Raw genomic sequence first — 20,112 nt, forward strand, 5'->3', positions numbered from 1 at the left:
TGCTATCATTGCTGCCATGAGTCGCCCCAATCAAGTCGAAATCTCCCGCTCTGCGCTCGCGCACAATCTGGCTGTGGCGCGGCAGCATGCGCCCCATGCCCGTGTCATGGGTGCGATCAAGGCCAATGCCTATGGTCATGGCGCCCCTTTGGTGGCAAGTATCCTTGCCGAAGCCGGCATCGACGCCTTCGCAGTCGCCAGCATCGACGAGGCGGAGGAACTCTACCCCCTGCAACTCCAGCCCCGCTGTACGGTTTTGGCGGGGCCATTTTCGGCAGCGGAGATCCCCCTTGCCGCCGCCCATGGCCACCGCTTGGTGCTACAGAATTTTGCCCAGTTGCATTGGTTGCGCGAAAGTCGCTGGCAGCAACCCCTGGAGATTTTCCTCAAGTTCGACAGCGGGATGCATCGCCTCGGCTTTGCCCTTACAGACTTGGCTCAGGTCTTCACCCTGATGCAGGACAAGCTGGGCGGACCGGTACGGGTGCTCGGTCTGCTCAGCCACCTGGCGCGCGCCGATACTCCGGATGATCCCTACAATACGCAACAGATCAATGCCTTCCACAGCGCCTGTACAGAATTCGGCGCACACACCCTGGGCGAACACTCCTTGCCCAACTCAGCGGCTATTCTTGCCCTGCCCCAGGCCCATACGCCCTGGATTCGCCCTGGCCTGCTCCTCTATGGTCTTGCCCCCCTACAAGGGCGTCGCGCCCTGGACCTGGGCCTGCAGCCGGTGCTGCGCTGGCAGACACGGATCATTGCCGTGCGCGAGCTGGAGGCCGGAGACTGGCTCGGTTACGGCGCCAGTTGGCAAGCCCAGCGCCGTTGTCGCGTCGGGGTGATTGCCTGCGGCTATGGGGACGGCCTCGATCGCCGCCTGGGCCTGCTAGAGGCGCCGGTCTTGGTGCGGGGACAGCCAAGTCACTTGCTCGCACGGGTGAGCATGGACCTCGCCTTCGTCGCCCTCGACGGGATTCCGGCCGAGCTGGGGGATGCAGTGCAAATCCTGGGTGGACACGACCTGCCGCTGGAGGATTGCGCCCAGGCCCTCGACACGATTTCCTATGAAGTCGGCACTCGCATCGCGCGGCGGGTAGCGCGGATCGTTGTGCCATGAGCCGCGAGCGCAGTCTGTATGTCTGCCAAGCCTGTGGCGCGGCGAGCCCCAAATGGATGGGGCGCTGCGCTGAATGTGGAGCGTGGAACAGCTTGGTGGAGGAGCGTGTAGCGGCGCCAACCCCGGGCAAAGGCGCACGGGGCAGCAGCGCCTACGCCGTCGCGAGTCCACCGCAGCGATTGGCCGCCGTGCCTATTGCCGAGATTCGTCGACAGAGTAGTGGCCTGCAGGAACTCGATCGGGTGCTCGGGGGGGGCGTGGTGCCCGGCGCTGCTATTCTCCTTGGTGGTGAACCCGGCATTGGCAAGTCCACCCTGCTCCTGCAAGCCGCCGCCGGGATGGCGGCCAACGATCCTGTTCTCTACGTAACCGGCGAGGAGTCTGCCGCGCAATTGGCCCTACGCGCCCAGCGTCTGAAGATTGGCGATCCCGCCATCGAGGTGCTGGCGGAGAATCATCTGGAGAGCATCGAGGCACAGGTGGCCAAACAAACCCCTCGGGTATTACTCATCGATTCCATCCAGACCCTGTTCACGGAAAACCTGCAATCGGCGCCGGGCTCCGTCGCTCAAGTACGGGAGTGTGCGGCACGTCTGGTGCGGCTGGCCAAGGCGCAGGCGATCAGTTTGTGGATGGTGGGCCATGTCACTAAGGAGGGCGCCATCGCCGGCCCGCGGGTCCTGGAACATATGGTCGATACGGTGCTCTATTTTGAGGGTGAGGCCGGCAGCCCCTATCGCATCGTGCGCGCCATCAAAAATCGCTTTGGCGCAGCCAACGAGCTGGGCGTTTTCGAGATGCAGGAAAAAGGTCTGGAGGAAATCCGCAATCCCTCCCGCCTCTTCCTCAGTCAGCATCAAAAACCGGTCGCGGGCAGCGTCGTCTTACCCACCCAGGAGGGCAGTCGCAGCCTGCTCGTCGAAGTCCAAGCACTGGTAACGCCCAGTCCCTTGGCCAACCCGCGGCGCGTCGCCCTGGGTCTCGATCCCAATCGTCTCTCCCTGCTCCTCGCGATCCTGCACCGTCACGGCGGCAGCTTCCTCTTTGATCAGGATGTCTTCGTAAATATTGCCGGTGGCGTCCGGGTGTTGGAGCCCGCCGCGGACCTAGCCGTCGCCTTGGCGGTGCTCAGTGCCTTTCGCAACGAGCCGGTGGAAGAGGGACTGGTGGCCTTCGGCGAGTTGGGACTCGCAGGAGAATTGCGCCCTGTAGCCCATGCCGAAAGCCGCCTGCGGGAGAGTGAAAAACTGGGTTTTCGCAGCGCCATCCTACCCGCCGGCAAGGATTTAACCGGCAGAATCCACCTGCGCCCAGCGCATTCCTTGGCCGAGGCGCTGCAATCCGCATTCGGCCATTAGGCCGGCACCATCTGCACGCTACGCCCCGCATCGCGATGAAAGGCATCGAGCAGTGCCACCGAAAAACGTCGATGGCAATCCTCCAGGGCAGCCCAATCGGAACTGTGGATCTTTTCATTTTCCCTGCCGAGGGCGGCAATCAGGGTATGATATTCCCGGTGCAGCAGCATCAAAATATCATCGTGCTGCACGCCCAACTGTTTCAGACGATGATGCTCTGGGCACTTATGCGCTTCCGCCATGCCGGAAAAATTGATGATTTCCGGGTTTTGCGTGAATGCCTTTTCCAGGATCTCGAAATGCGTAATGTGTTGTGCGAAACAACCCAGATAACTCCCTGGAGTATTTTCTTCTCCCTGTAAACATTGGCCAAGAAAATCGTATAAACTTTCGACTGGCATGGGACGAGCAATTGCATAGCCCTGGAAATAACGTACCCCCATAACCGTGAGGGCATCACGAATAGCCGGACTTTCCACGCCCTCGGCTACCAATTCCACATTCAGGCCGCGGGTGAGATCCAGGATCGACTGTACAAAACGCAGATCCTGCGGGCGCTCCTCCAGACAACGCACAAAGCCTTGATCCAGCTTCGCTTTGTCCACCGGAAACTCCTTCAGACGGAGGAGCGAGGAATAGCCACTGCCGATATCATCGAGGGCAATACGTAGCCCCGTTGCCTTCAGATCCAGCAGATGATCCATAGCGATCTGATGATCGACAAAGTCGTGACTTTCGAGTATTTCGAGGGTAATACGTGCTGGATCGACACACGATTCCGCAACAACTCGCTGTATGCCGCGCACGCAAGAGGTTCCCAGGATCTGCGGATCGATGTTGATGGATATCCAATATTGTTGGCCCATACGATCGAAAGCCTGCAGATCGGCAATGCCACGTTGCAACATTCGCTCGGTCAATTGAAACAGATCCCGGTCCGTCAATTGCGGCAAAAACTCAGCCGGGCCCCACACCTTGCCTGCATCATCCACCAAACGCGCCAGGGCCTCCAGACCGACGATGCGTTGCTGCCTTTGATCCCAGATTGGCTGATACCAGCTCTGCAGCGCGCCGCTACGAAAAAGTTGGCGCAAGGGATACGGGGCCTGAGCGCTGTCTTCCCCATTGCAAAAGGCCCAAGGGTGATTGCGGCTATCCTTTCGGCGCTTCGCTTCAAACATCGCCTGATCCGCCTCGCGCAACAACAAATCCAGATTGCTGTTGACAGAAAGAGGATAAATACTCACCCCCATACTCACCTGCAGCGCAATCTGCTCCCCCGACTCCAAAAGCAGTGGCTTTTCGATAGCTAGGTTGATTTTGTGCAGTACGCTCTCTAGCTGAATAACATCGCGCAGCCCTTCCAGCAACAAGATGAATTCATCACCGCCAATACGCGCAATGCTATCGGTATGCCGTAGGGAGTCCTGCAGACGTTGGGCAACCCGTTGCAATATCGCGTCGCCAAGATCATGGCCGACACGATCATTGATGCATTTGAAATCATCCAGATCCAGAACAACTACAGCGAGAAGACGCTCATTCCGGTCCGCCCGCGCCCGCGCCCGGGGGAGTTCTTCTTCCAAGGCCCGCCGGTTCAGCAGATCTGTCAGCGGGTCATGCAGGGCCAGCCTCTCCAGACGCGCCTCGCGCGCTTTCTGATGCGTCAAATCATGGAAATACCCAATATAATTCGTTACCTTGCCCAAGTTGTCGCGCACCGCACGAATATGCAGAAACTCTGGGAACAATTCTCCATCTTTGCGGCGATTCCAGATTTCACCCTGCCACTCGCCATCGCGGCGAAGTTTTTCCCACATCACATCGTAAAAACCCGCATCCTGGATTCCCGAGTGCAGGATTTGCGGGGTCAGTCCCACTATTTCGTTTTCCTCATAGCCCGTCAGCCGGGTGAAGGCACGATTGACACGCACGATGCGCTGTTCTGCATCGGTGATCATGATGCCCTCCTGCGCCTCGAAGACCTGGGCAGACAGGCGCAACATTTCCCGATATGCATGGGCCTCGCTCACATCGCGCTGCACACTGACAAACTGGCTGATACGGCCTTGATGATCGCGCACGGGACTGATGGACAAATGATTCCAGAACGGCGTCCCGTCTTTGCGGTAATTCAGCACTTCGCCGTCAAAGGTCTCGCCGGCCTCCAGATGACGCCGTATACTGGCGATCACCCCCGCCGAGCTCTGCGGCCCCTGCAAGATGCGACAATTCTCCCCAATCAGCTCAGCAAGGCTGTAACCCGTCATCTCTGCAAAGGCGTTATTGAAAAAGAGGATTTTCTGCGCAGCGTCCGTCAGTAGCACCCCCTCATTGATGGAGCGCAGGGCGGCAGCAAAACTACGGTCGCGGCCCTCTACCTGGCTCTGAAAGAGAAACTGCGGGAGCGCAGCCGCAATCCCTTCGAGAAGGGCGACTTGCTCTTCCGTCGGCGCCGCGTCCCGAAAGCTGGTCAGGGCGAAACTCCCCACCACTTGGCCCAAAGGATCGCGAATCGGTGCCGACCAACAGGAGCGAATCTGCAAGGTCTTTGCGAGCTCTCGCAGGTGCCGCCAGCGCTCGTCATCGCTCGCGTTGCACACCAAGATGGTCTGCCCCGTCAGCACGACGCTGGCGCAAGAACCATTGCCCTCGGCTACGGGCAGCCCGTCAAACTGCTCGCGAATCTCAGCCGGGAAGCTGGGGGCGGCATAGAGACGCAATGTCTTTTCCGGGCCAAGGAGCATGACAGAAGCTAGGGCGCCTGGCACCACACGCTCGGCGATCCGGCACAATGATTCTACCAGAGCGCGCGCGGATTCCTCCGCCTCCGGAACTGTAACAGTACACGTGATACCGTGCATTTAGCTTGACCCCACTCCCCGCCACCCGTCCTATTTGCAAGGACTTGCATCATCTTCCAGCATTCTGCCAAGAGTCCCTCTCCACTTCCCTAAGTAGGAAAGCGGACAAGACTGCCTAGGATGCGGAGACTACCTCTAAATTTTTCTCATCGCAAGCTTACAAGATACTTTGCTATTAGCAGCGCTGCCGAATGGATGGCGCGCCCTCTCCTAAAAGAAGGTCAGACCCTCACTCGATCTCAATATTTTATTAGGTTAATATTCCCCCCTAACATTACCCCCTATCCTAGGGTGACTTGCATGCGCAGCAAGAAAAAACTCGCCGTCATTATTCTTATCCTGCTGTTGGCAGGCGCAGTGGCCGCTTGGTTTTTTCTGCGCAGCAAGCCCGCGACGAACACCCTGACGCTCTATGGCAACATCGACATCCGGCAGGTGCAATTGGCCTTCCATGATGCCGGCCGCATCCAGACCTTACTGGTGCAGGAAGGCGACGCGGTACACCCGGGCCAGTTGCTCGCCATCCTCGACCCGGCTCGTTTTCAGGATGCCCTGCTCCGCGCCCAGGCGACCCGGGCGGCCCAGCAAGAGACCCTGAACAAACTGCTGGCCGGTACTCGTCCGGAGGAAATCGCCCAGGCCCGTGCCCGACTCCAGGCAGCCCAAGCCGTAGTTGCCAATGCTCGTATCACCGCCCAACGCCAGACGGCCCTCGCCGCCCAGCGCTATGTTTCCCAGCAGAGCGCCGACAACGCCAGTCGGGCCTTGAAGAGTGCACTAGCGGAACTCCAGGTTGCCCAGGAGGGCTTGGCCCTAGCCCTGCGCGGGCCGCGACAGGAGGACATTGCCGCGGCCCGGCAAAAGCTGCGTGCGGATGGCGCTGCTCTGGCCCTGGCCCAACGCGAACTGGACGACACCAAGCTCTACGCCCCTGCCAGCGGCGTCATTCAGGACCGCATCCTGGAGCCCGGCGACATGACCAGTGCGGCCACGCCCGCCTTTTCCCTGGCCCTGGACAATCCCGTCTGGGTGCGGGCCTACCTTCCCGAACCGGAGCTGGGCAAGGTCCGCTTGGGGATGAGTGCCCGGATTTACAACGATTCCTTTCCGCACCAGAGCTTCGCCGGTTGGGTCGGATTCATTTCGCCCACCGCCGAATTCACCCCCAAGGCAGTGGAAACCACCGAGCTGCGCACCCAACTGGTCTATCGCGTGCGGATCTATGCCTGCAATCCACAGCATCAACTGCGCCTGGGCATGCCCGTGACCGTCCAGATTCCCCTCCAGGACAATGCGCCCAAGGAACGCGGCGCAGCTGTCTGCCAGTAGTCCGAGATGAACACCCCGGCCTTGGCCTTTCGGGAAGTACGCAAGGGCTTCCGCCGCGGCAAGGCGACGGTCTGGGCCTTGGATGGGGTCAGCCTGGAGATTCCTGCCGGCAGCATTATCGCCCTCCTCGGCCCCGATGGCGCCGGCAAGAGCACTCTGATGCGCCTGGCGGCGGGCCTGCTGCTGCCGGACCGCGGGGACATCCAGTTCCCCCAGGCAGCAGCAACCGGTGGGGAGGCGGGGACGGGCGTCAGCTATATGCCCCAGCGCTTTGGTCTCTATGAAGAACTGACGGTACAGGAAAACTTGGATCTCTATGCGGATCTGCAAGGACTGCCCAAGGCCCAACAGGGGCCGCGTCAGGAAGACCTGCTGCGCTTGGCGGCCCTGGGACCCTTTCGTCAACGCCGGGCGGGTGATCTCTCGGGAGGGATGAAACAGAAACTGGGGGTAATCTGCGCGCTCTTGCGCGTCCCCCGCCTGATGTTACTCGATGAGCCGACGGTGGGTGTCGATCCCATTGCCCGCCGGGAACTCTGGGAGATCATCAGCGGCCTGCGTGTCCAAGGCATGACGGTACTCCTCAGCACGGCCTATTTCGCAGAGGCCGAACAGTGTGACGAGATCATTATCCTGGATCGCGGCAAATTGCTGGTGCAGTGCCCTCCCTCGGCCCTGCGCCAGCGGGCCGAGGGGCGCTATTTTTTGGTACGGGAGGAAGGTACCCCGCGGCGTTCCTTGCATGAACGCCTGCAGCAGCGCACTGGCGTCCTGGACGCACGGGTCATCGCCGAGGGCATCCGCGTCCTCTGTGCAAAGCCTGTTCCTCTTCCCGCGGGGCAAGAGCAGTGGCAAGCCGTGCCAGCGCAGGTGGAAGATGCCTTTGTCGAGCTCCTTGGCCAGGAGGATCCGACCCTGATTGCCAAGGTTTCCTCCACCAAGCCCGTTTCCCCGGCATCAACCGACAAAGAGGTGATGGTAGAAGCGCAGGACCTGCATAAATTCTACGGTCACTTCGAGGCGGTGAAAGGGAGTACCTTTTCCGTCCAGCGCGGCGAGATCTTTGGCCTGCTGGGGGCCAATGGCGCTGGCAAGACCACCACTTTTCGCATGCTCTGCGGTCTGTTGCCAGCATCCTCCGGCAGTCTGCGCATTGCCGGCGTCGACATGCGCCGAGCAACGGCGGCGGCGCGCGCCCGAATCGGCTACGTAGCACAGAAATTCGCCTTGTATGATGATCTGAGCACCCTGCAGAACCTGCAGTTTTTTGCCAGCGCCTATGGTCTGCGCGGTGCCCGCCGGCGTACCCGTCTGGACTGGGCCCTGCAGACCTTCGCACTGCACGACTATACCGGCGACAATGTCAGTGCCCTGCCCCTGGGGATCAAGCAGCGCCTGGCCTTGTCCTGCGCCCTGCTGCACGAACCGGCAATACTTTTTCTGGACGAGCCGACCTCGGGGGTCGACCCCCTGACGCGCCGTGCCTTCTGGCAGCAGATCCATCAATTCGCCGAGTCCGGCGTCACCATTCTCATCACCACCCATTTCATGGACGAGGCCGAATACTGCGATCGTCTGGTCCTCATGTCCCAGGGCGAGGTGCTGGCCCAAGGCAGTCCGGCGGAGATCCGCCAACGCTGCATCAGCGCCACGCAGCCCGAGCCGAGTATGGAAGACGCTTTTATCCAGCTGATCGAAGAGCATGAACAGGCCCTGCGGAGGTCCGCATGAATCGGCAGCGTCTTTTTGCTCTGGTGCGCAAGGAATTTCTGCAGATCCTGCGTGATCCTTCGGCCATCGCCATCGCCTTCGTCCTGCCGGTGTTCTTGCTCTTCCTGTTTGGCTATGGCGTGTCGTTGAACGCAAAACACGTACCCATCGCGGTCCTGGTCGGCCAGACTGACCCCCAGACGAGTGCCTTTGTTGCGGGCCTGCAGGAATCCCCTTATTTCGCTCCCATCCCCCTGCCCGATATGCACCTTGCCGTTCAGGCAATGATGCAGCGGCGCGTCGATGGCATCGTCTGGTCACGGGGAGATTTCGGCCGGATGCTGGCGCAGGGGCAGTCGGCGCCCATTGGCGTCTATGTCAATGGCGAGGATGCCAACAACGCTCGGATCCTCGAGGGCTACCTACAAGGCGTCTGGCAGACCTGGTTGCAGCAGCAGGCCATCAGCCAAGGCCATCCACTGCTGATTCCGGTGCTGGCCCAGACCCGCATCTGGTTCAATCCCGCCGCCCGGAGCCGCGATTATCTGGTGCCAGGTCTGATTGCCGTCATCATGACCCTGATTGGTGCCCTACTCACGGCCCTGGTAGTGGCGCGGGAATGGGAACGGGGCACCATGGAGGCGCTGATGGCCAGCCCCGTGCGCATGGGGGAGGTCCTGTTGGGCAAGCTCATCCCCTATTTCGTCCTCGGCATGGGAGGCATGCTGCTCTCCGTTGCCCTGGCGGTCTGGCTCTTTGCGGTGCCCCTGCGTGGCAGTTTCTGGCTCCTGCTGGGCTGCTCCAGCCTCTTTCTTCTCGCGTCCCTGGGGATGGGCCTGCTGATTTCCAGCGCTGCCCGCAATCAATTTGTCGCCGGGCAGATCGCCATTATCGTCACCTTCCTACCGGCGTTCATTCTCTCGGGCTTCATCTTCGATATCGACTCCATGCCCACGCCCATCCAAGTCATTACCCACCTGGTGGCGGCCCGCTACTTTGTCAGTATCCTGCAAACCCTCTTTCTGGCGGGCAACATCTGGCCGGTTATCCTCTGGAACAGTCTCGCCTTGCTGCTCATGGCGCTGGCCTTCCTGGGCCTGACCCTGCGTCGCTCCCACAAGAGGCTCGACTAGAGTGTGGGTGCGTATCTGGGGGCTGATCATCAAGGAGCTGCTGGTCTTGCTGCGGGACAAGCGCAGTCGCTTCGTCCTCATCGTGCCCCCCGTGGCGCAGCTGCTGATCTTTGGCTATGCCGCCAGCTTCGATCTCAATCACATCCCCTATGCGGTCTACAATCAGGATACGGGCATTGCGTCCCGCGAATTGCTGGCGCGCTTTGCCGGCGCTCCCGCCTTCTCCCTGGTGACACAGGTCCAACGTGAGGCACAGATTGCGCCGCTCCTCAACAGCAAGCAGGCCCTCCTGGTCTTGCGGATAGGCCCCAACTTCACGGCCGACCTTCTTTCCCGGCGACCAGCGTCTGTCCAGGTCCTGGTCGATGGTCGCAATTCCAATACCGCCGCCCTTGCCCTCACCGACGCCAACAGCATCCTCCTGGCCTTCAATGAACACTGGGCCAAGGCCCATGGCTGGGGCCAGCCTCCCGCCCATCTGGTATTTCGCGCCTGGTTCAATCCCAACTTGCTGTCGCGTTGGTTCATCGTGCCCGGCATCGTCGCCTTGCTCACCCTGGTCGTCACCCTCCTGGTCACCGGTCTTTCCGTGGCCCGCGAGCGAGAGCAAGGCACTTTTGATCAGCTACTGGTGACCCCGCTCACACCCCTGGAAATCCTACTCGGCAAGTCCTTGCCTGGACTGTTCATCGGCTTCCTCGAAGGGCTGTTCATCGTCTTCGTCGCAGTCTTCTGGTTTCATATCCCCCTGCGCGGCGAGCTCCCCGCCCTGGCCCTGGGGCTGCTGCTCTTTTTGTTGGCGGCCATCGGCATCGGCCTGACCATCTCGTCTCTGGCCAGCACCCAACAGCAGGGCTTGCTCGGCGTATTCCTCTTTCTCGTGCCCGCGGTAATTCTTTCGGGCTTTGCCACCCCCATCGCCAATATGCCACCCCTGATCCAGGACCTGACCCTGCTCAACCCCATGCGCTATTTTCTCGTGATCGTGCGCGGCGTCTTTCTAGAGGGCGATGGTTTCTCCACTCTCTATTCCCAATACTGGCCCCTCGCCCTCATTGCCATCCTCTCTTTGGGCTTGGCCAGCTGGCTGTTTCGGCATCGCCTCGGCTGAGCTGCCACTTTATGGAGTGAAACTGCCCCATTCGCGCGCCTGATCTGCTCTCCACCGGCGCTGCTGATCGTTCAGCCGCTGCGCTAATTTCTAACGAATGGGAACCAGAATGCGCGCAAATTCTTCTGCCGGAATCGGCCGGGAGTACAGGTAGCCCTGCTGCCGGTCGATGCCGATGGACGCCAAGGCCTCTGCCGTTTCCTGTGTCTCCACCCCTTCCGCGACGAGATGCACGCCCAGACCCCGCGCAAGAGACGCCATTCCTTGCACCAGTTTCAGATTCTTCTCTTCTTGCAGAAGTGGCTGAATCAGGGATTTATCTAACTTGATTCCCTCACAACCCAACTCATTCAGATTCTGCAGTGCCGCATAGCCGCTACCGAAGTCATCAAAAGCAAACTGTACCCCGGTCTTGCGGCACGCCTGCAATAACTGGGCTACGCGGGGGAGTTGAACAAAATCTACCCGTTCCACAATCTCCAGTTGGAGATGTTGAGGCATCACTGCGGAATAGCGCGCAAGGAGCGAACGCAGTAGGTGCAAGAGCTCTTCCCCCTCTAATTGCACTGCCGCTAGATTGATATGGACATCAATCTGGAGACCGCGGGCGTGCCAATCCGCAGCCTGGGCAATGGCGGTCTCCAGAATCCAAGCACCCACCTGCCGCATGATCGGCAGACTCTCCAGCAATTCCAGAAACTCCCCCGGGGCGACAATCCCTTTGCAGGGTGCCAACCCTTTCTCGGGATCCTGCCAGCGAAGCAGGGCCTCCGCCCCGATGATGCGATTCTGCGCGAAGGAGACAATCGGTTGCCAGTAGAGAACAAACTCCCGTCGTTGCCAGGCCAGGAAGAGGCGGTCGCGCAAAGAGTCTACTATGGCCGGATTGTTCGTATCGGCTGCCACCAGCGAAAAGCGATCTCCACCTGCCTGTTTGGCCTGATACATGGCCTTGTCAGCCTGGTGCAAGAGTTCCTCCGGCCCTTCCGACAGAAAGGGATAGAGAACGATCCCCGCGCTTGCCGAGAGGGATAATCCCCGGCCCTGTGGGGTGGAAAAGCTCCGCCGCGCCGCATCAAGGAGCCGCTGTGCGACACGGTAGGCTTCGCTGACATGAGCAAGATCCTCGGCAAGCACCACAAACTCATCACCGGCGTAGCGGATCAAGCAGTCCTCCATCCGTAGTGCGGCACGCAGATCTTGTGCGACCGCTTGCAATACCTGATCTCCTGTCGCGTGTCCCAATTGATCATTGACCGGTTTGAATCCATCCAAATCCAGAAAGATCAGGGCAAACAGGTGTTGATATCGCATGGCTCGAGCCATGGCATGGTGAATCCGTTCGATGACTACGCGTCGATTCGGGAGTCCCGTGAGCGAGTCTCGCGTTGCATGCTCTGTCATCTCGGCCTCGAGTTGTTCTCGATAGAGGTTGGCCGCCAAGAGATCGGCGAGCAAACGCAGATGCTCCCAGTCCCACTGGGGGATCCGTTCCGGAGGCTTGGTCTGGAACCAGGACAGGACCAAGACACCGCGTACGTTCTCTGATCCGACGCGCAAGGGCAGCGCAAGACTGGCGCGCAGCCCCGCTTCTACGAATGCGGGCAGGGCCTGTGTACTGGCGGCATAGTCGGACAGATAGACCGGTGCACCCGACTGCAGCGCCGCCCCAGCGCTTCCCTGATCATCCGGAAAGTCTTCCGCAAGCAAGGACTGATAGCGCGACGAAAGTCCGTGAAAGAACCGGTAGCGTAGCCGATCTGATCCAGACGGCACGATCAATCCGGCACCATCCGCTCCGGCAATTTGGCAAGCCAGATCGGCGGCGCGCCGGAAGAAGATTTCCAGATCCGTCTGCTGCAGAAGATCACGCATCGATAATATGGAGGCATGTAACCGTTCTTCTGCAAGGGTCTGGGCAATCACAAAGTGGCAGGCCTCCAGGAGATCCCAAAAGGGTGCTGGTGGCAGAGAGGATGCGTCCGCGAGATCCCAAAAGACCCGGCGCAAGCTCGTGAACAGCCGTAAGAGATCACGATCTGGGAGCAACTGCGCCGATTGCTGCGCGAGCCTTTGTGCTATTGACCGTTGCTGTTGCCAAAAGGCTTCGTCATAGGGGCCACTGAGTAGGGCATGTAACCAGTCTGATGTGAGCTCTTTGCCGATCAGATCGCAGAGGAAGGAGAGACGGGACGTACATTGCGTTTTCCAGCACTGCAAGAGTTCCGGTATTCGCGGGATCCAGTGGATGCTCCAGGAGGCAAGGGCAGCTTCCTCTTCGGCCTCCGGGAGGAAAATCCCTCGCTCAGATAAAGCCCCCACCGCCGCATTCATTACATTTCCCGCGGCGGAATATCTACAACCCCGGTCTTGGTAGTCCTGGAAGGATCTGCTTCTGTCGAGCGACTATCGGGCTGTGCATTTTCCGCAATCATCTGGAGATAGGCCTCCAGCAGCAGGGTATCCAGAATCTGTTCCGGCGGTATTCGCCAACGCTTCGACAGCTCAGCCAGACAATGCTGACGCCAACGCCGATCCCTTGCTTCGTCGAGGGGAAAGATCCTGCGCCGGGTCATAGCACCTGCCCAGAAAAACGATCTCGGGCAGAGTTAACTACCGACCGGATCTGCTCGCCCTTCTTACACAAATACAGATGCTCGGCCTTGCGCTTCTGACTCCCCGTGAGCTCGAAATGAATCCCATAGAGGTAGGGATAGAGCGGGTGCGTGATTCGCTCCTGTCGGGCAATGGTTGCTATGGTTTCACAGGTGCCGCACTCCGGGATCTCGAACTCCACGAGGACCATTTCCCCCGACGCCAAAATATCCTTGCCCAGCAACAGAGAGGCGCCCCCAGGACTGAAGTCATGGAGCTTTCCATGAATCGTCCGACCATCCTTCTTGCGCATCAGGATATTGCCTTCGATCTGCACGCGCCGTTGTTGGCGTGCCTGTCGTGCCAGGACTCGCGTCGGGATCTCAAAATACTCTAAGCCTTGAGCGCTATGCTTCCAGTCGGCAAAGAAGCCGAGAATCTGGGGTCGTGCCAAGCAAAAGAACAAGGGCTTGCGCAATGGAGGCGCCTCTCCCAGCATAGGATTTATCGGCTCCAGGAGGAATTCGTGCCCCTCCCAACCGCGGAAGTGACAGAGCGTGCCGCTATCGCCAGACTCCGGAGTATAGAAAATCGCACTTTGCCCTTCGGCCAGTCCCAGGTCTTCCGGACTCGGACGCAGTAGCTCCTCATATCCTGACAAGAAAACCAGGGGCAGGAAGTCGACCAGCGCCAAGCCTCCCCGCTGCGGGAGCAGCAAGGCCAATTCAGTATCGTCTTCACTCAGCGACATCACTTTTTCCGGGCTCATCCCTTCCTGCGTGATCTAGCAAGGGTCGAACCTGTTTAAGCCAACATTGTAAGACATACGATACATTGTATCATAAATAAGTAACAATCGCCCTACCGCACGTTACGTTATATTAGATACACGAGGGCTTGGTCTAAAGCACAACACAAAGACCCATGTAAAAAAACCAGTAAGAACAAGGCTTACTGGAGTTTAGTTTACATCTATGGAGCACCTACATCCTAGAACGGTATGTCATCATCATCGAATTGCTCCACGGGTGCACGCGCGGCACTCTTCGGCGCAGTGGGTGCAGCGCCGTACTGATCGGACTGGCCGTCATCAAAGTTCGCCGTGCCACCACCGCGTCCGCCCACCAATTGCAGGCGATCGCCGACGATCTCGGTGGTGTACCGCTCTTGCCCCTCTTTATCGGTCCATTTGCGCGTCTGCAGCCGACCCTCCACATAGGCCATACTGCCTTTCTTGAGGTATTCGCCAGCGATCTCTGCGGTCCGCCCAAACAATACCACGCGATGCCATTCGGTGCGCTCTTGCCGATTGCCATCCCGGTCCTTGAAGGTTTCGGAAGTCGCCAGATTCAGGTTGGCAATTGCCGCACCGCTGGGCTGGTAGCGCATCTCCGGATCGCGCCCCAAATGCCCGAGTAAGATCACTTTGTTCACTCCCGCCATGTTTTCTCTCCTGACAAGCAAGGACTCCAGCCCCATTACCGCCTATACTACCCCATTCTGATCGACAATGAAGCAAACGGCATGGATCATATCGAGATTCGCGGCGCCCGCACTCACAACCTCAAAAATATCAACCTACGCCTACCCCGCGACCAGTTGATCGTCATCACCGGCCTCTCCGGTTCCGGAAAGTCTTCCCTCGCCTTTGATACCCTCTATGCCGAAGGACAGCGCCGCTATGTCGAGAGTCTCTCGGCATACGCCCGGCAGTTTCTATCGCTGATGGGCAAACCCGATGTCGATGCCATCGAGGGACTGTCTCCGGCAATTGCCATCGAACAGAAATCGACCTCCCACAATCCCCGCTCCACAGTCGGCACGGTTACCGAAATTCACGATTATCTGCGTCTTCTCTACGCGCGCGTGGGCACCCCCTGGTGCTGCGGAGAGCCCATCCAGAGCCAGAGCATTGCGCAAATATTGGAGCAGATTCTCAGTTGGGAAACGGGTACACGCCTGCTCATCCTGGCGCCGGTACTACGTGATCGCAAGGGCAGCCATGAAGAGGTTTTCCAGGGACTGCGGGCGCGTGGGCTGGTACGCGCGCGGGTCGACGGACAAATCTATGACCTGGAAGAGGTACCCACGCTGGACCCGAAACGGAAACATCGCATCGAGGCAGTGGTGGATCGTGTCGTCCTGCGGGAAGATCTGCGTGGGCGACTGGCGGAGTCCCTGGAAAGCGCCATGGCCATGGGGGAAGAGGAAGCGATTGTCGTGCGCCTGGACGAGGCCAACGAAGGAAGAGACCATTTTTTTTCGGCACGTCACGCCTGTCATCAATGCGGTCGCTCCTTTCCCGCCCTGGAACCACGGCTCTTTTCTTTCAATAATCCCGCCGGTGCCTGTCCGCGCTGTGACGGTCTGGGCGAAATCAACATCTTCGATCCCCGCCTGCTGATTCCCAATCCTGCCCTGAGCATTGCCGATGGGGCGATTGCACCCTGGCGCCAACGTCAGAATGACATCATCCTGGATCTTCTTGCTGCCCTCGCGGAGCGCCTGGGTTTTTCTCTCTCCGGCCCTTGGGAAGATCTGCCCGCAGATACCCAGCAGATCCTACTGCATGGCTATCCCGAGCCACTCCCGCTGCGAACACGGAAGGGAAAAAACGAAAGCCAACGCTACCCTGGCATCATCCCCAGTCTGGAGAGGCGGTTACGGGAGACCCAGTCGCAACTGTTACGTGAGGAAATTCTGCGCTATATGGGGCGCCTGCCCTGCCCCGATTGTGGCGGTAGCCGCCTACGTCTGGAGGCGCGCATGGTACGCGTCGGAGAACTCGCCCTCCCGGAGCTTTCTGCTCTGTCTATCGAAGCCGCAGCAGACTACATCGGCAACCTACAGTTGGCGGGAAAGGACGCCGTCATCGCCGAGCGCATTCTGCGCGAGATACGCGACCGGCTGCAGTTTCTCATGGATGTGGGTCTGGATTATCTGACCCTCGACCGTTCGGCGGAAACCCTCTCTGGCGGCGAGGCGCAGCGCATTCGCTTGGCGTCTCAGATTGGGGCGGGACTCGTGGGCGTGATGTATGTCCTCGATGAACCCTCCATTGGCCTGCATCAACGCGACAATGACCGACTTCTACAAACCCTGAAGCGCCTGCGCGACCTGGGTAACACCGTCATTGTGGTCGAGCATGATGAGGATGCGATTCGCGCTGCGGACTATGTCGTGGATATGGGACCAGCTGCCGGGGTGCATGGTGGCGAGGTCGTTGCGCATGGACATCCGGCCTTGATTGCCCGTAGCGCCGAGTCGCTGACCGGACAGTATCTGCGCGGCGACCTCTGTATCGCCACGCCGGAGCGGCGCCGTCCGCACCATCCCGATCGCCTGCTCCGACTAAGCGGCGCATGCGGGAACAATCTGCAAGGAGTGCAGCTCGAGATTCCGTTAGGGCTGTTCACGGTGATTACTGGAGTGAGTGGTTCGGGAAAGTCGACCTTGATCAATGATACCCTCTATCCCGCTTGTTCCCGCCGTCTGATGGGCAGTCACCTGACTCCAGCACCCTTCGAGCAGATCCTGGGTCTGGAGCATCTGGACAAAGTCATCGCCATTGACCAGAGCCCAATCGGGCGTACCCCGCGCAGCAATCCCGCCACATATAGCGGCTTGTTCACGGCGGTGCGAGAACTATTTGCCGGCACCACGGAAGCGCGCAGCCGAGGCTACGGTCCCGGCCGTTTCAGCTTCAACGTCAAGGGAGGACGCTGTGAGTCGTGCGAGGGAGAGGGGGTATTGCGGGTAGAAATGCACTTTCTCCCCGATGTGTATGTCGAGTGTGATGTCTGCCAGGGACGCCGTTACAAGCGCGAAACCCTGGAGATCCTCTACAAGGGCAAATCCATTCACGACGTCCTGCAAATGACTGTGGAAGAAGCCGCGGAGTTCTTCACCGCTGTGCCGAGCATCAGCCGTAAGCTCTCCACGCTACTCGACGTTGGCTTGGGCTATGTACGCCTGGGTCAGTCCGCGACCACGCTTTCCGGCGGCGAAGCACAACGGGTAAAACTCGCCCGTGAATTGTCCCGTCGCGATACCGGCCGCACCCTGTACATCCTGGATGAACCCACCACGGGCCTACACTTCCACGACATCGCCCTACTGCTGTCCGTCCTGCAAAAACTGGTGGACGCCGGCAATACCGTGATCGTCATCGAGCACAATCTTGATGTCATCAAGACGGCCGACTGGCTGGTCGATCTCGGGCCGGAGGGCGGCAGCAAGGGGGGGCAAATCATTGCACAGGGCACCCCAGAAACGGTGATGACGCAGAAATCCTCCCATACCGGCTATTATCTCGCGCGCCATGTTCTGGCAGAGGCTAAAAACAAGAAGGGCTGAGAGCATGCACTCTCAGCCCCGGAACAGTACGAACGGCGAATCAGGAAACGCCTTGATTGGCTCCGCGATCCACGAGTTCCACAATGGCCAGTGGGGCATTGTCGCCCGCCCGAAAGCCATACTTGACGATGCGTAGGTAGCCGCCCGGACGAGCCTTATAGTGCGGCCCCAGGTCATCGAACAATTTTACGACCGCAGCGCGATCACGCAGACGAGAGAAGGCAAGACGCCGCCCCGCGACCGTGGGCTCCTTCGCGAGCGTGATCATGGGCTCGGCAAAACGCCGCAACTCCTTGGCCTTGGGCAGGGTAGTAACAATCCGCTCGTGGGCGAAAAGAGAAACCATCATATTGGCGAACATCGCCCGCCGATGGCTACTATTACGATTTAGCTTTTTTCCACTATTGCCATGACGCATGACGCCATACTCCCCAGAAAGATGTGAACTTAGTCCGCTTCCACAGCACTCTTGCTGCCCAGCGGTGGCAGGTTTTCCGGCGGCCAGTTCTGCAGCCGCATCCCGAGGGAAAGCCCTTTCCCTGCCAGTATTTCTTTGATTTCATTAAGAGACTTGCGTCCCAGATTTGGTGCCTTCAGCAGCTCCTGCTCCGACTTCTGTACCAGATCGCCGATGTAGAAAATGTCTTCCGCCTTGAGGCAATTGGCCGAGCGAACCGTAAGCTCGAGATCGTCGACGGTACGCTCCAGCAGCGGCATCAGATCCTCGACCACCGCAACACTGCGGGTCTCCTCGGCTACCGGGGATTCCGCACCGACGAACACATCCAGTTGCCGCCGCAAGATTCTTGCGGCCTCCTGTACAGCCAACAAAGGCTCGATGGTGCCGTTGGTTTCCACATCCAGCACCAAGCGGTCCAGATCGGTACGCTGCTCAACCCGCGCACTCTCTACCTGAAAACTTACCCGCCGCACCGGGCTGAAGCTCGCGTCCAGGGCCAGTACGCCGATGCGCTTTTCGTGATCCCGCGGCCGCGTTGCCGCTGCTTGGTAGCCACGTCCGAAGTCCAGACGCAGATGCATGACCATCTCCACGTCGCGGGTCAGGGTAGCAATTACCTGCGCCGGATTCGCGACTTCGACGCCATGCTCTGCCACGATATCTGCCCCGGTCACCGGTCCGGGCCCGCGCTTGCGCACGGTAATCGTCTGCGCCTCATGGCGATGACTACGTATGGCGAGCTGCTTGAGGTTGAGAAGAATGTCAACGACATCCTCCTGCACCCCTTCCAGACTAGAGTACTCGTGCAAGACGCCTTCAATTTCAACCTCGGTAACCGCGACCCCTTTCAGAGACGACAAGAGAATCCGCCGCAACGCATTACCCAGGGTGTGCCCAAAACCGCGCTCGAGAGGGCCCAAGCTGATTCGTGCAGAATGCTCAGCGGTCTTCTCGATTTCATAACTCTGCGGACACAACAGCTCGCCAACTTCAGCCATAAATAATCCTCGTTGCTCCGGTTTACTTGGAGTAGAGTTCCACCACCATCTGTTCGTTCAGATCCTGCGGCATCTCATCGCGCACCGGGACGGCCTTCACAGTGGCCGTCAGTGCCTTGCTATCGACGCTCAGCCACTCCGGAAACCCACGCCCCTCGGCTGCCTCGACAGCACCCAAAATCCGCGCATGCGCTTTCGCGCCTTCCGCAACTGCAAGAACATCGCCAGCACGCACCTGATAGGACGGAATATCTACCCGCCGCCCGTTCACGGTAACATGACCATGGCGTACGACCTGCCGTGCTTCGGCACGAGAGGCACCGAAGCCCAATCGATAGGCGACATTGTCCAGCCGCAGCTCGAGCAAGCGCAGCAACAGTTCACCGGTCACGCCCTTTTTCTGCGATGCCGTGGCAAAATAGCGCCGAAACTGCCCCTCAAGAACGCCGTAGACCCGCCGTACTTTTTGCTTTTCCCGCAGCTGCGTACCGTACTCGCTAACCCGCCCACGTCGTTGCCCATGCTGGCCTGGCGCGTAAGCGCGCACGACCACCGGGCACTTATCGGAGAAACATTTTTCGCCCTTGAGAAAGAGCTTCCCACCCTCGCGCCGACACTGACGGCAACTCGGCCCGGTATATTTAGCCACTTTTGTACCTCCGGAGTATTAAACGCGCCGCTTCTTGGGCGGACGGCAGCCATTATGGGGGATAGGCGTCACATCACGGATACTGGTGATGCGAAAGCCAACGGAGTGCAGCGCGCGTACCGTACTCTCACGCCCCGGCCCTGGCCCACTCACCTCGACGTCCAGATTTTTGAGCCCATATTCCTGCGCCCGCCGGCCGGCATTTTCCGCCGCAACCTGTGCTGCAAACGGGGTGCTTTTGCGCGAGCCGCGGAAGCCGGATCCACCCGCACTGGCCCAAGCCAGCGCATTACCCTGACGATCACTAATGGTGATGATGGTATTGTTAAATGAGGCGTAGATGTGCGCGACGCCGTCAACGACATTCTTTTTGACTTTCTTGCGCACGCGAACGTTAGTTTGTGTCTTTGCCATAAGTTTGATCCTTCA

General features: G+C 59.5%; 16 protein-coding genes. 7 read left to right on the forward strand and 9 right to left on the reverse strand.

Annotated elements, in window-relative coordinates; all coding sequences use genetic code 11:
* Nucleotides 1-16 precede the first annotated feature (16 nt).
* Together alr and radA are read left to right on the forward strand one after the other, a co-directional pair.
* Nucleotides 17-1,120: an alanine racemase gene (gene alr, locus M5D89_RS00375; protein ID WP_346347723.1), complete on the forward strand. Its 1,104-nt coding sequence runs from the start codon at nt 17-19 to the stop codon at nt 1,118-1,120.
* Nucleotides 1,117-2,478 (forward strand): DNA repair protein RadA, encoded by a 1,362-nt coding sequence (radA, locus tag M5D89_RS00380; protein WP_248883767.1) that lies wholly within the window; start codon nt 1,117-1,119, stop codon nt 2,476-2,478. The genes alr and radA overlap by 4 nt, the downstream gene beginning before the upstream one ends.
* Here the strand turns inward: radA and M5D89_RS00385 are convergent.
* On the reverse strand, nt 2,475-5,342 hold the full coding sequence (locus M5D89_RS00385) for a bifunctional diguanylate cyclase/phosphodiesterase (protein WP_248883768.1): 2,868 nt from the start codon (nt 5,340-5,342) through the stop codon (nt 2,475-2,477). The genes radA and M5D89_RS00385 overlap by 4 nt on opposite strands.
* 300 nt (nt 5,343-5,642) lie before the next feature.
* Here M5D89_RS00385 and M5D89_RS00390 point away from each other — a divergent pair, with 300 nt between their 5' ends.
* The 4 genes from M5D89_RS00390 to M5D89_RS00405 are packed head-to-tail and all read left to right on the forward strand — an operon-like array spanning nt 5,643 to nt 10,625.
* Nucleotides 5,643-6,671: an HlyD family secretion protein gene (locus M5D89_RS00390; RefSeq protein ID WP_248883769.1), complete on the forward strand. Its 1,029-nt coding sequence runs from the start codon at nt 5,643-5,645 to the stop codon at nt 6,669-6,671.
* Nucleotides 6,672-6,677: 6 nt separating this feature from the next.
* The gene (locus M5D89_RS00395; protein ID WP_248883770.1) at nt 6,678-8,402 is read left to right on the forward strand and encodes an ATP-binding cassette domain-containing protein; all 1,725 of its coding nucleotides are present in this window, start codon (nt 6,678-6,680) and stop codon (nt 8,400-8,402) included.
* Entirely contained in the window at nt 8,399-9,514 is a 1,116-nt protein-coding gene (locus M5D89_RS00400; RefSeq protein ID WP_248883771.1) for an ABC transporter permease, read from the forward strand. The genes M5D89_RS00395 and M5D89_RS00400 overlap by 4 nt, the downstream gene beginning before the upstream one ends.
* Nucleotides 9,515-9,521: 7 nt before the next feature.
* On the forward strand, nt 9,522-10,625 hold the full coding sequence (locus tag M5D89_RS00405) for an ABC transporter permease (protein ID WP_248883772.1): 1,104 nt from the start codon (nt 9,522-9,524) through the stop codon (nt 10,623-10,625).
* A 90-nt stretch (nt 10,626-10,715) separates the two neighbouring features.
* Here the strand turns inward: M5D89_RS00405 and M5D89_RS00410 are convergent, their stop codons facing one another.
* From M5D89_RS00410 to M5D89_RS00425, 4 genes are all read right to left on the reverse strand, one after another.
* A complete protein-coding gene (locus M5D89_RS00410; protein ID WP_248883773.1) occupies nt 10,716-12,959 on the reverse strand; it encodes a putative bifunctional diguanylate cyclase/phosphodiesterase in 2,244 nt (747 codons plus the stop codon).
* On the reverse strand, nt 12,959-13,201 hold the full coding sequence (locus M5D89_RS00415; protein WP_248883774.1) for a hypothetical protein: 243 nt from the start codon (nt 13,199-13,201) through the stop codon (nt 12,959-12,961). The genes M5D89_RS00410 and M5D89_RS00415 overlap by 1 nt, the downstream gene beginning before the upstream one ends.
* On the reverse strand, nt 13,198-13,989 hold the full coding sequence (locus M5D89_RS00420; protein ID WP_248883775.1) for a PilZ domain-containing protein: 792 nt from the start codon (nt 13,987-13,989) through the stop codon (nt 13,198-13,200). Before M5D89_RS00420 ends, M5D89_RS00415 begins: the two co-directional genes overlap by 4 nt.
* Nucleotides 13,990-14,210: 221 nt before the next feature.
* Nucleotides 14,211-14,663 (reverse strand): single-stranded DNA-binding protein, encoded by a 453-nt coding sequence (locus M5D89_RS00425; protein WP_248883776.1) that lies wholly within the window; start codon nt 14,661-14,663, stop codon nt 14,211-14,213.
* Nucleotides 14,664-14,744: 81 nt separating this feature from the next.
* On the opposite strand from M5D89_RS00425, the gene uvrA reads away from it, so the two are divergent.
* On the forward strand, nt 14,745-17,576 hold the full coding sequence (gene uvrA, locus M5D89_RS00430) for an excinuclease ABC subunit UvrA (RefSeq protein ID WP_248883777.1): 2,832 nt from the start codon (nt 14,745-14,747) through the stop codon (nt 17,574-17,576).
* A 40-nt stretch (nt 17,577-17,616) separates the two neighbouring features.
* Here uvrA and rplQ read toward each other — a convergent pair whose 3' ends face one another.
* From rplQ to rpsK, 4 genes are read right to left on the reverse strand one after another with little or no spacing between them, the layout of a single operon-like run.
* On the reverse strand, nt 17,617-17,994 hold the full coding sequence (rplQ, locus tag M5D89_RS00435; RefSeq protein ID WP_248883778.1) for a 50S ribosomal protein L17: 378 nt from the start codon (nt 17,992-17,994) through the stop codon (nt 17,617-17,619).
* A gap of 29 nt (nt 17,995-18,023) precedes the next feature.
* Complete coding sequence (locus M5D89_RS00440) at nt 18,024-19,034, reverse strand: DNA-directed RNA polymerase subunit alpha (RefSeq protein ID WP_248883779.1); 1,011 nt, start codon at nt 19,032-19,034, stop codon at nt 18,024-18,026.
* A gap of 22 nt (nt 19,035-19,056) precedes the next feature.
* Nucleotides 19,057-19,683, reverse strand: coding sequence for a 30S ribosomal protein S4 (rpsD, locus tag M5D89_RS00445; RefSeq protein WP_248883780.1), 627 nt, complete (start codon nt 19,681-19,683; stop codon nt 19,057-19,059).
* Between the two features lie 18 nt (nt 19,684-19,701).
* Nucleotides 19,702-20,097 carry a 30S ribosomal protein S11 gene (gene rpsK, locus M5D89_RS00450; protein ID WP_248883781.1) on the reverse strand — a complete coding sequence of 132 codons (396 nt, stop codon included), beginning with the start codon at nt 20,095-20,097 and terminating at the stop codon, nt 19,702-19,704.
* Nucleotides 20,098-20,112: the final 15 nt, after the last annotated feature.

Source organism: Acidithiobacillus acidisediminis, from assembly GCF_023277115.1.
Lineage (GTDB): Bacteria > Pseudomonadota > Gammaproteobacteria > Acidithiobacillales > Acidithiobacillaceae > Igneacidithiobacillus > Igneacidithiobacillus acidisediminis.

Bases quoted from the DNA above. Each gene is read 5' to 3' on its own strand.
- rpsK (WP_248883781.1), bottom strand. From the start codon at position 20,097: ATGGCAAAGACACAAACTAACGTTCGCGTGCGCAAGAAAGTCAAAAAG.
- alr (WP_346347723.1), top strand. From the start codon at position 17: ATGAGTCGCCCCAATCAAGTCGAAATCTCCCGCTCTGCGCTCGCGCAC.
- M5D89_RS00385 (WP_248883768.1), bottom strand. From the start codon at position 5,342: ATGCACGGTATCACGTGTACTGTTACAGTTCCGGAGGCGGAGGAATCC.
- M5D89_RS00395 (WP_248883770.1), top strand. From the start codon at position 6,678: ATGAACACCCCGGCCTTGGCCTTTCGGGAAGTACGCAAGGGCTTCCGC.
- M5D89_RS00390 (WP_248883769.1), top strand. From the start codon at position 5,643: ATGCGCAGCAAGAAAAAACTCGCCGTCATTATTCTTATCCTGCTGTTG.
- M5D89_RS00415 (WP_248883774.1), bottom strand. From the start codon at position 13,201: ATGACCCGGCGCAGGATCTTTCCCCTCGACGAAGCAAGGGATCGGCGT.
- uvrA (WP_248883777.1), top strand. From the start codon at position 14,745: ATGGATCATATCGAGATTCGCGGCGCCCGCACTCACAACCTCAAAAAT.
- M5D89_RS00440 (WP_248883779.1), bottom strand. From the start codon at position 19,034: ATGGCTGAAGTTGGCGAGCTGTTGTGTCCGCAGAGTTATGAAATCGAG.
- M5D89_RS00400 (WP_248883771.1), top strand. From the start codon at position 8,399: ATGAATCGGCAGCGTCTTTTTGCTCTGGTGCGCAAGGAATTTCTGCAG.
- radA (WP_248883767.1), top strand. From the start codon at position 1,117: ATGAGCCGCGAGCGCAGTCTGTATGTCTGCCAAGCCTGTGGCGCGGCG.
- rplQ (WP_248883778.1), bottom strand. From the start codon at position 17,994: ATGCGTCATGGCAATAGTGGAAAAAAGCTAAATCGTAATAGTAGCCAT.
- M5D89_RS00410 (WP_248883773.1), bottom strand. From the start codon at position 12,959: ATGAATGCGGCGGTGGGGGCTTTATCTGAGCGAGGGATTTTCCTCCCG.
- M5D89_RS00420 (WP_248883775.1), bottom strand. From the start codon at position 13,989: ATGAGCCCGGAAAAAGTGATGTCGCTGAGTGAAGACGATACTGAATTG.
- M5D89_RS00425 (WP_248883776.1), bottom strand. From the start codon at position 14,663: ATGGCGGGAGTGAACAAAGTGATCTTACTCGGGCATTTGGGGCGCGAT.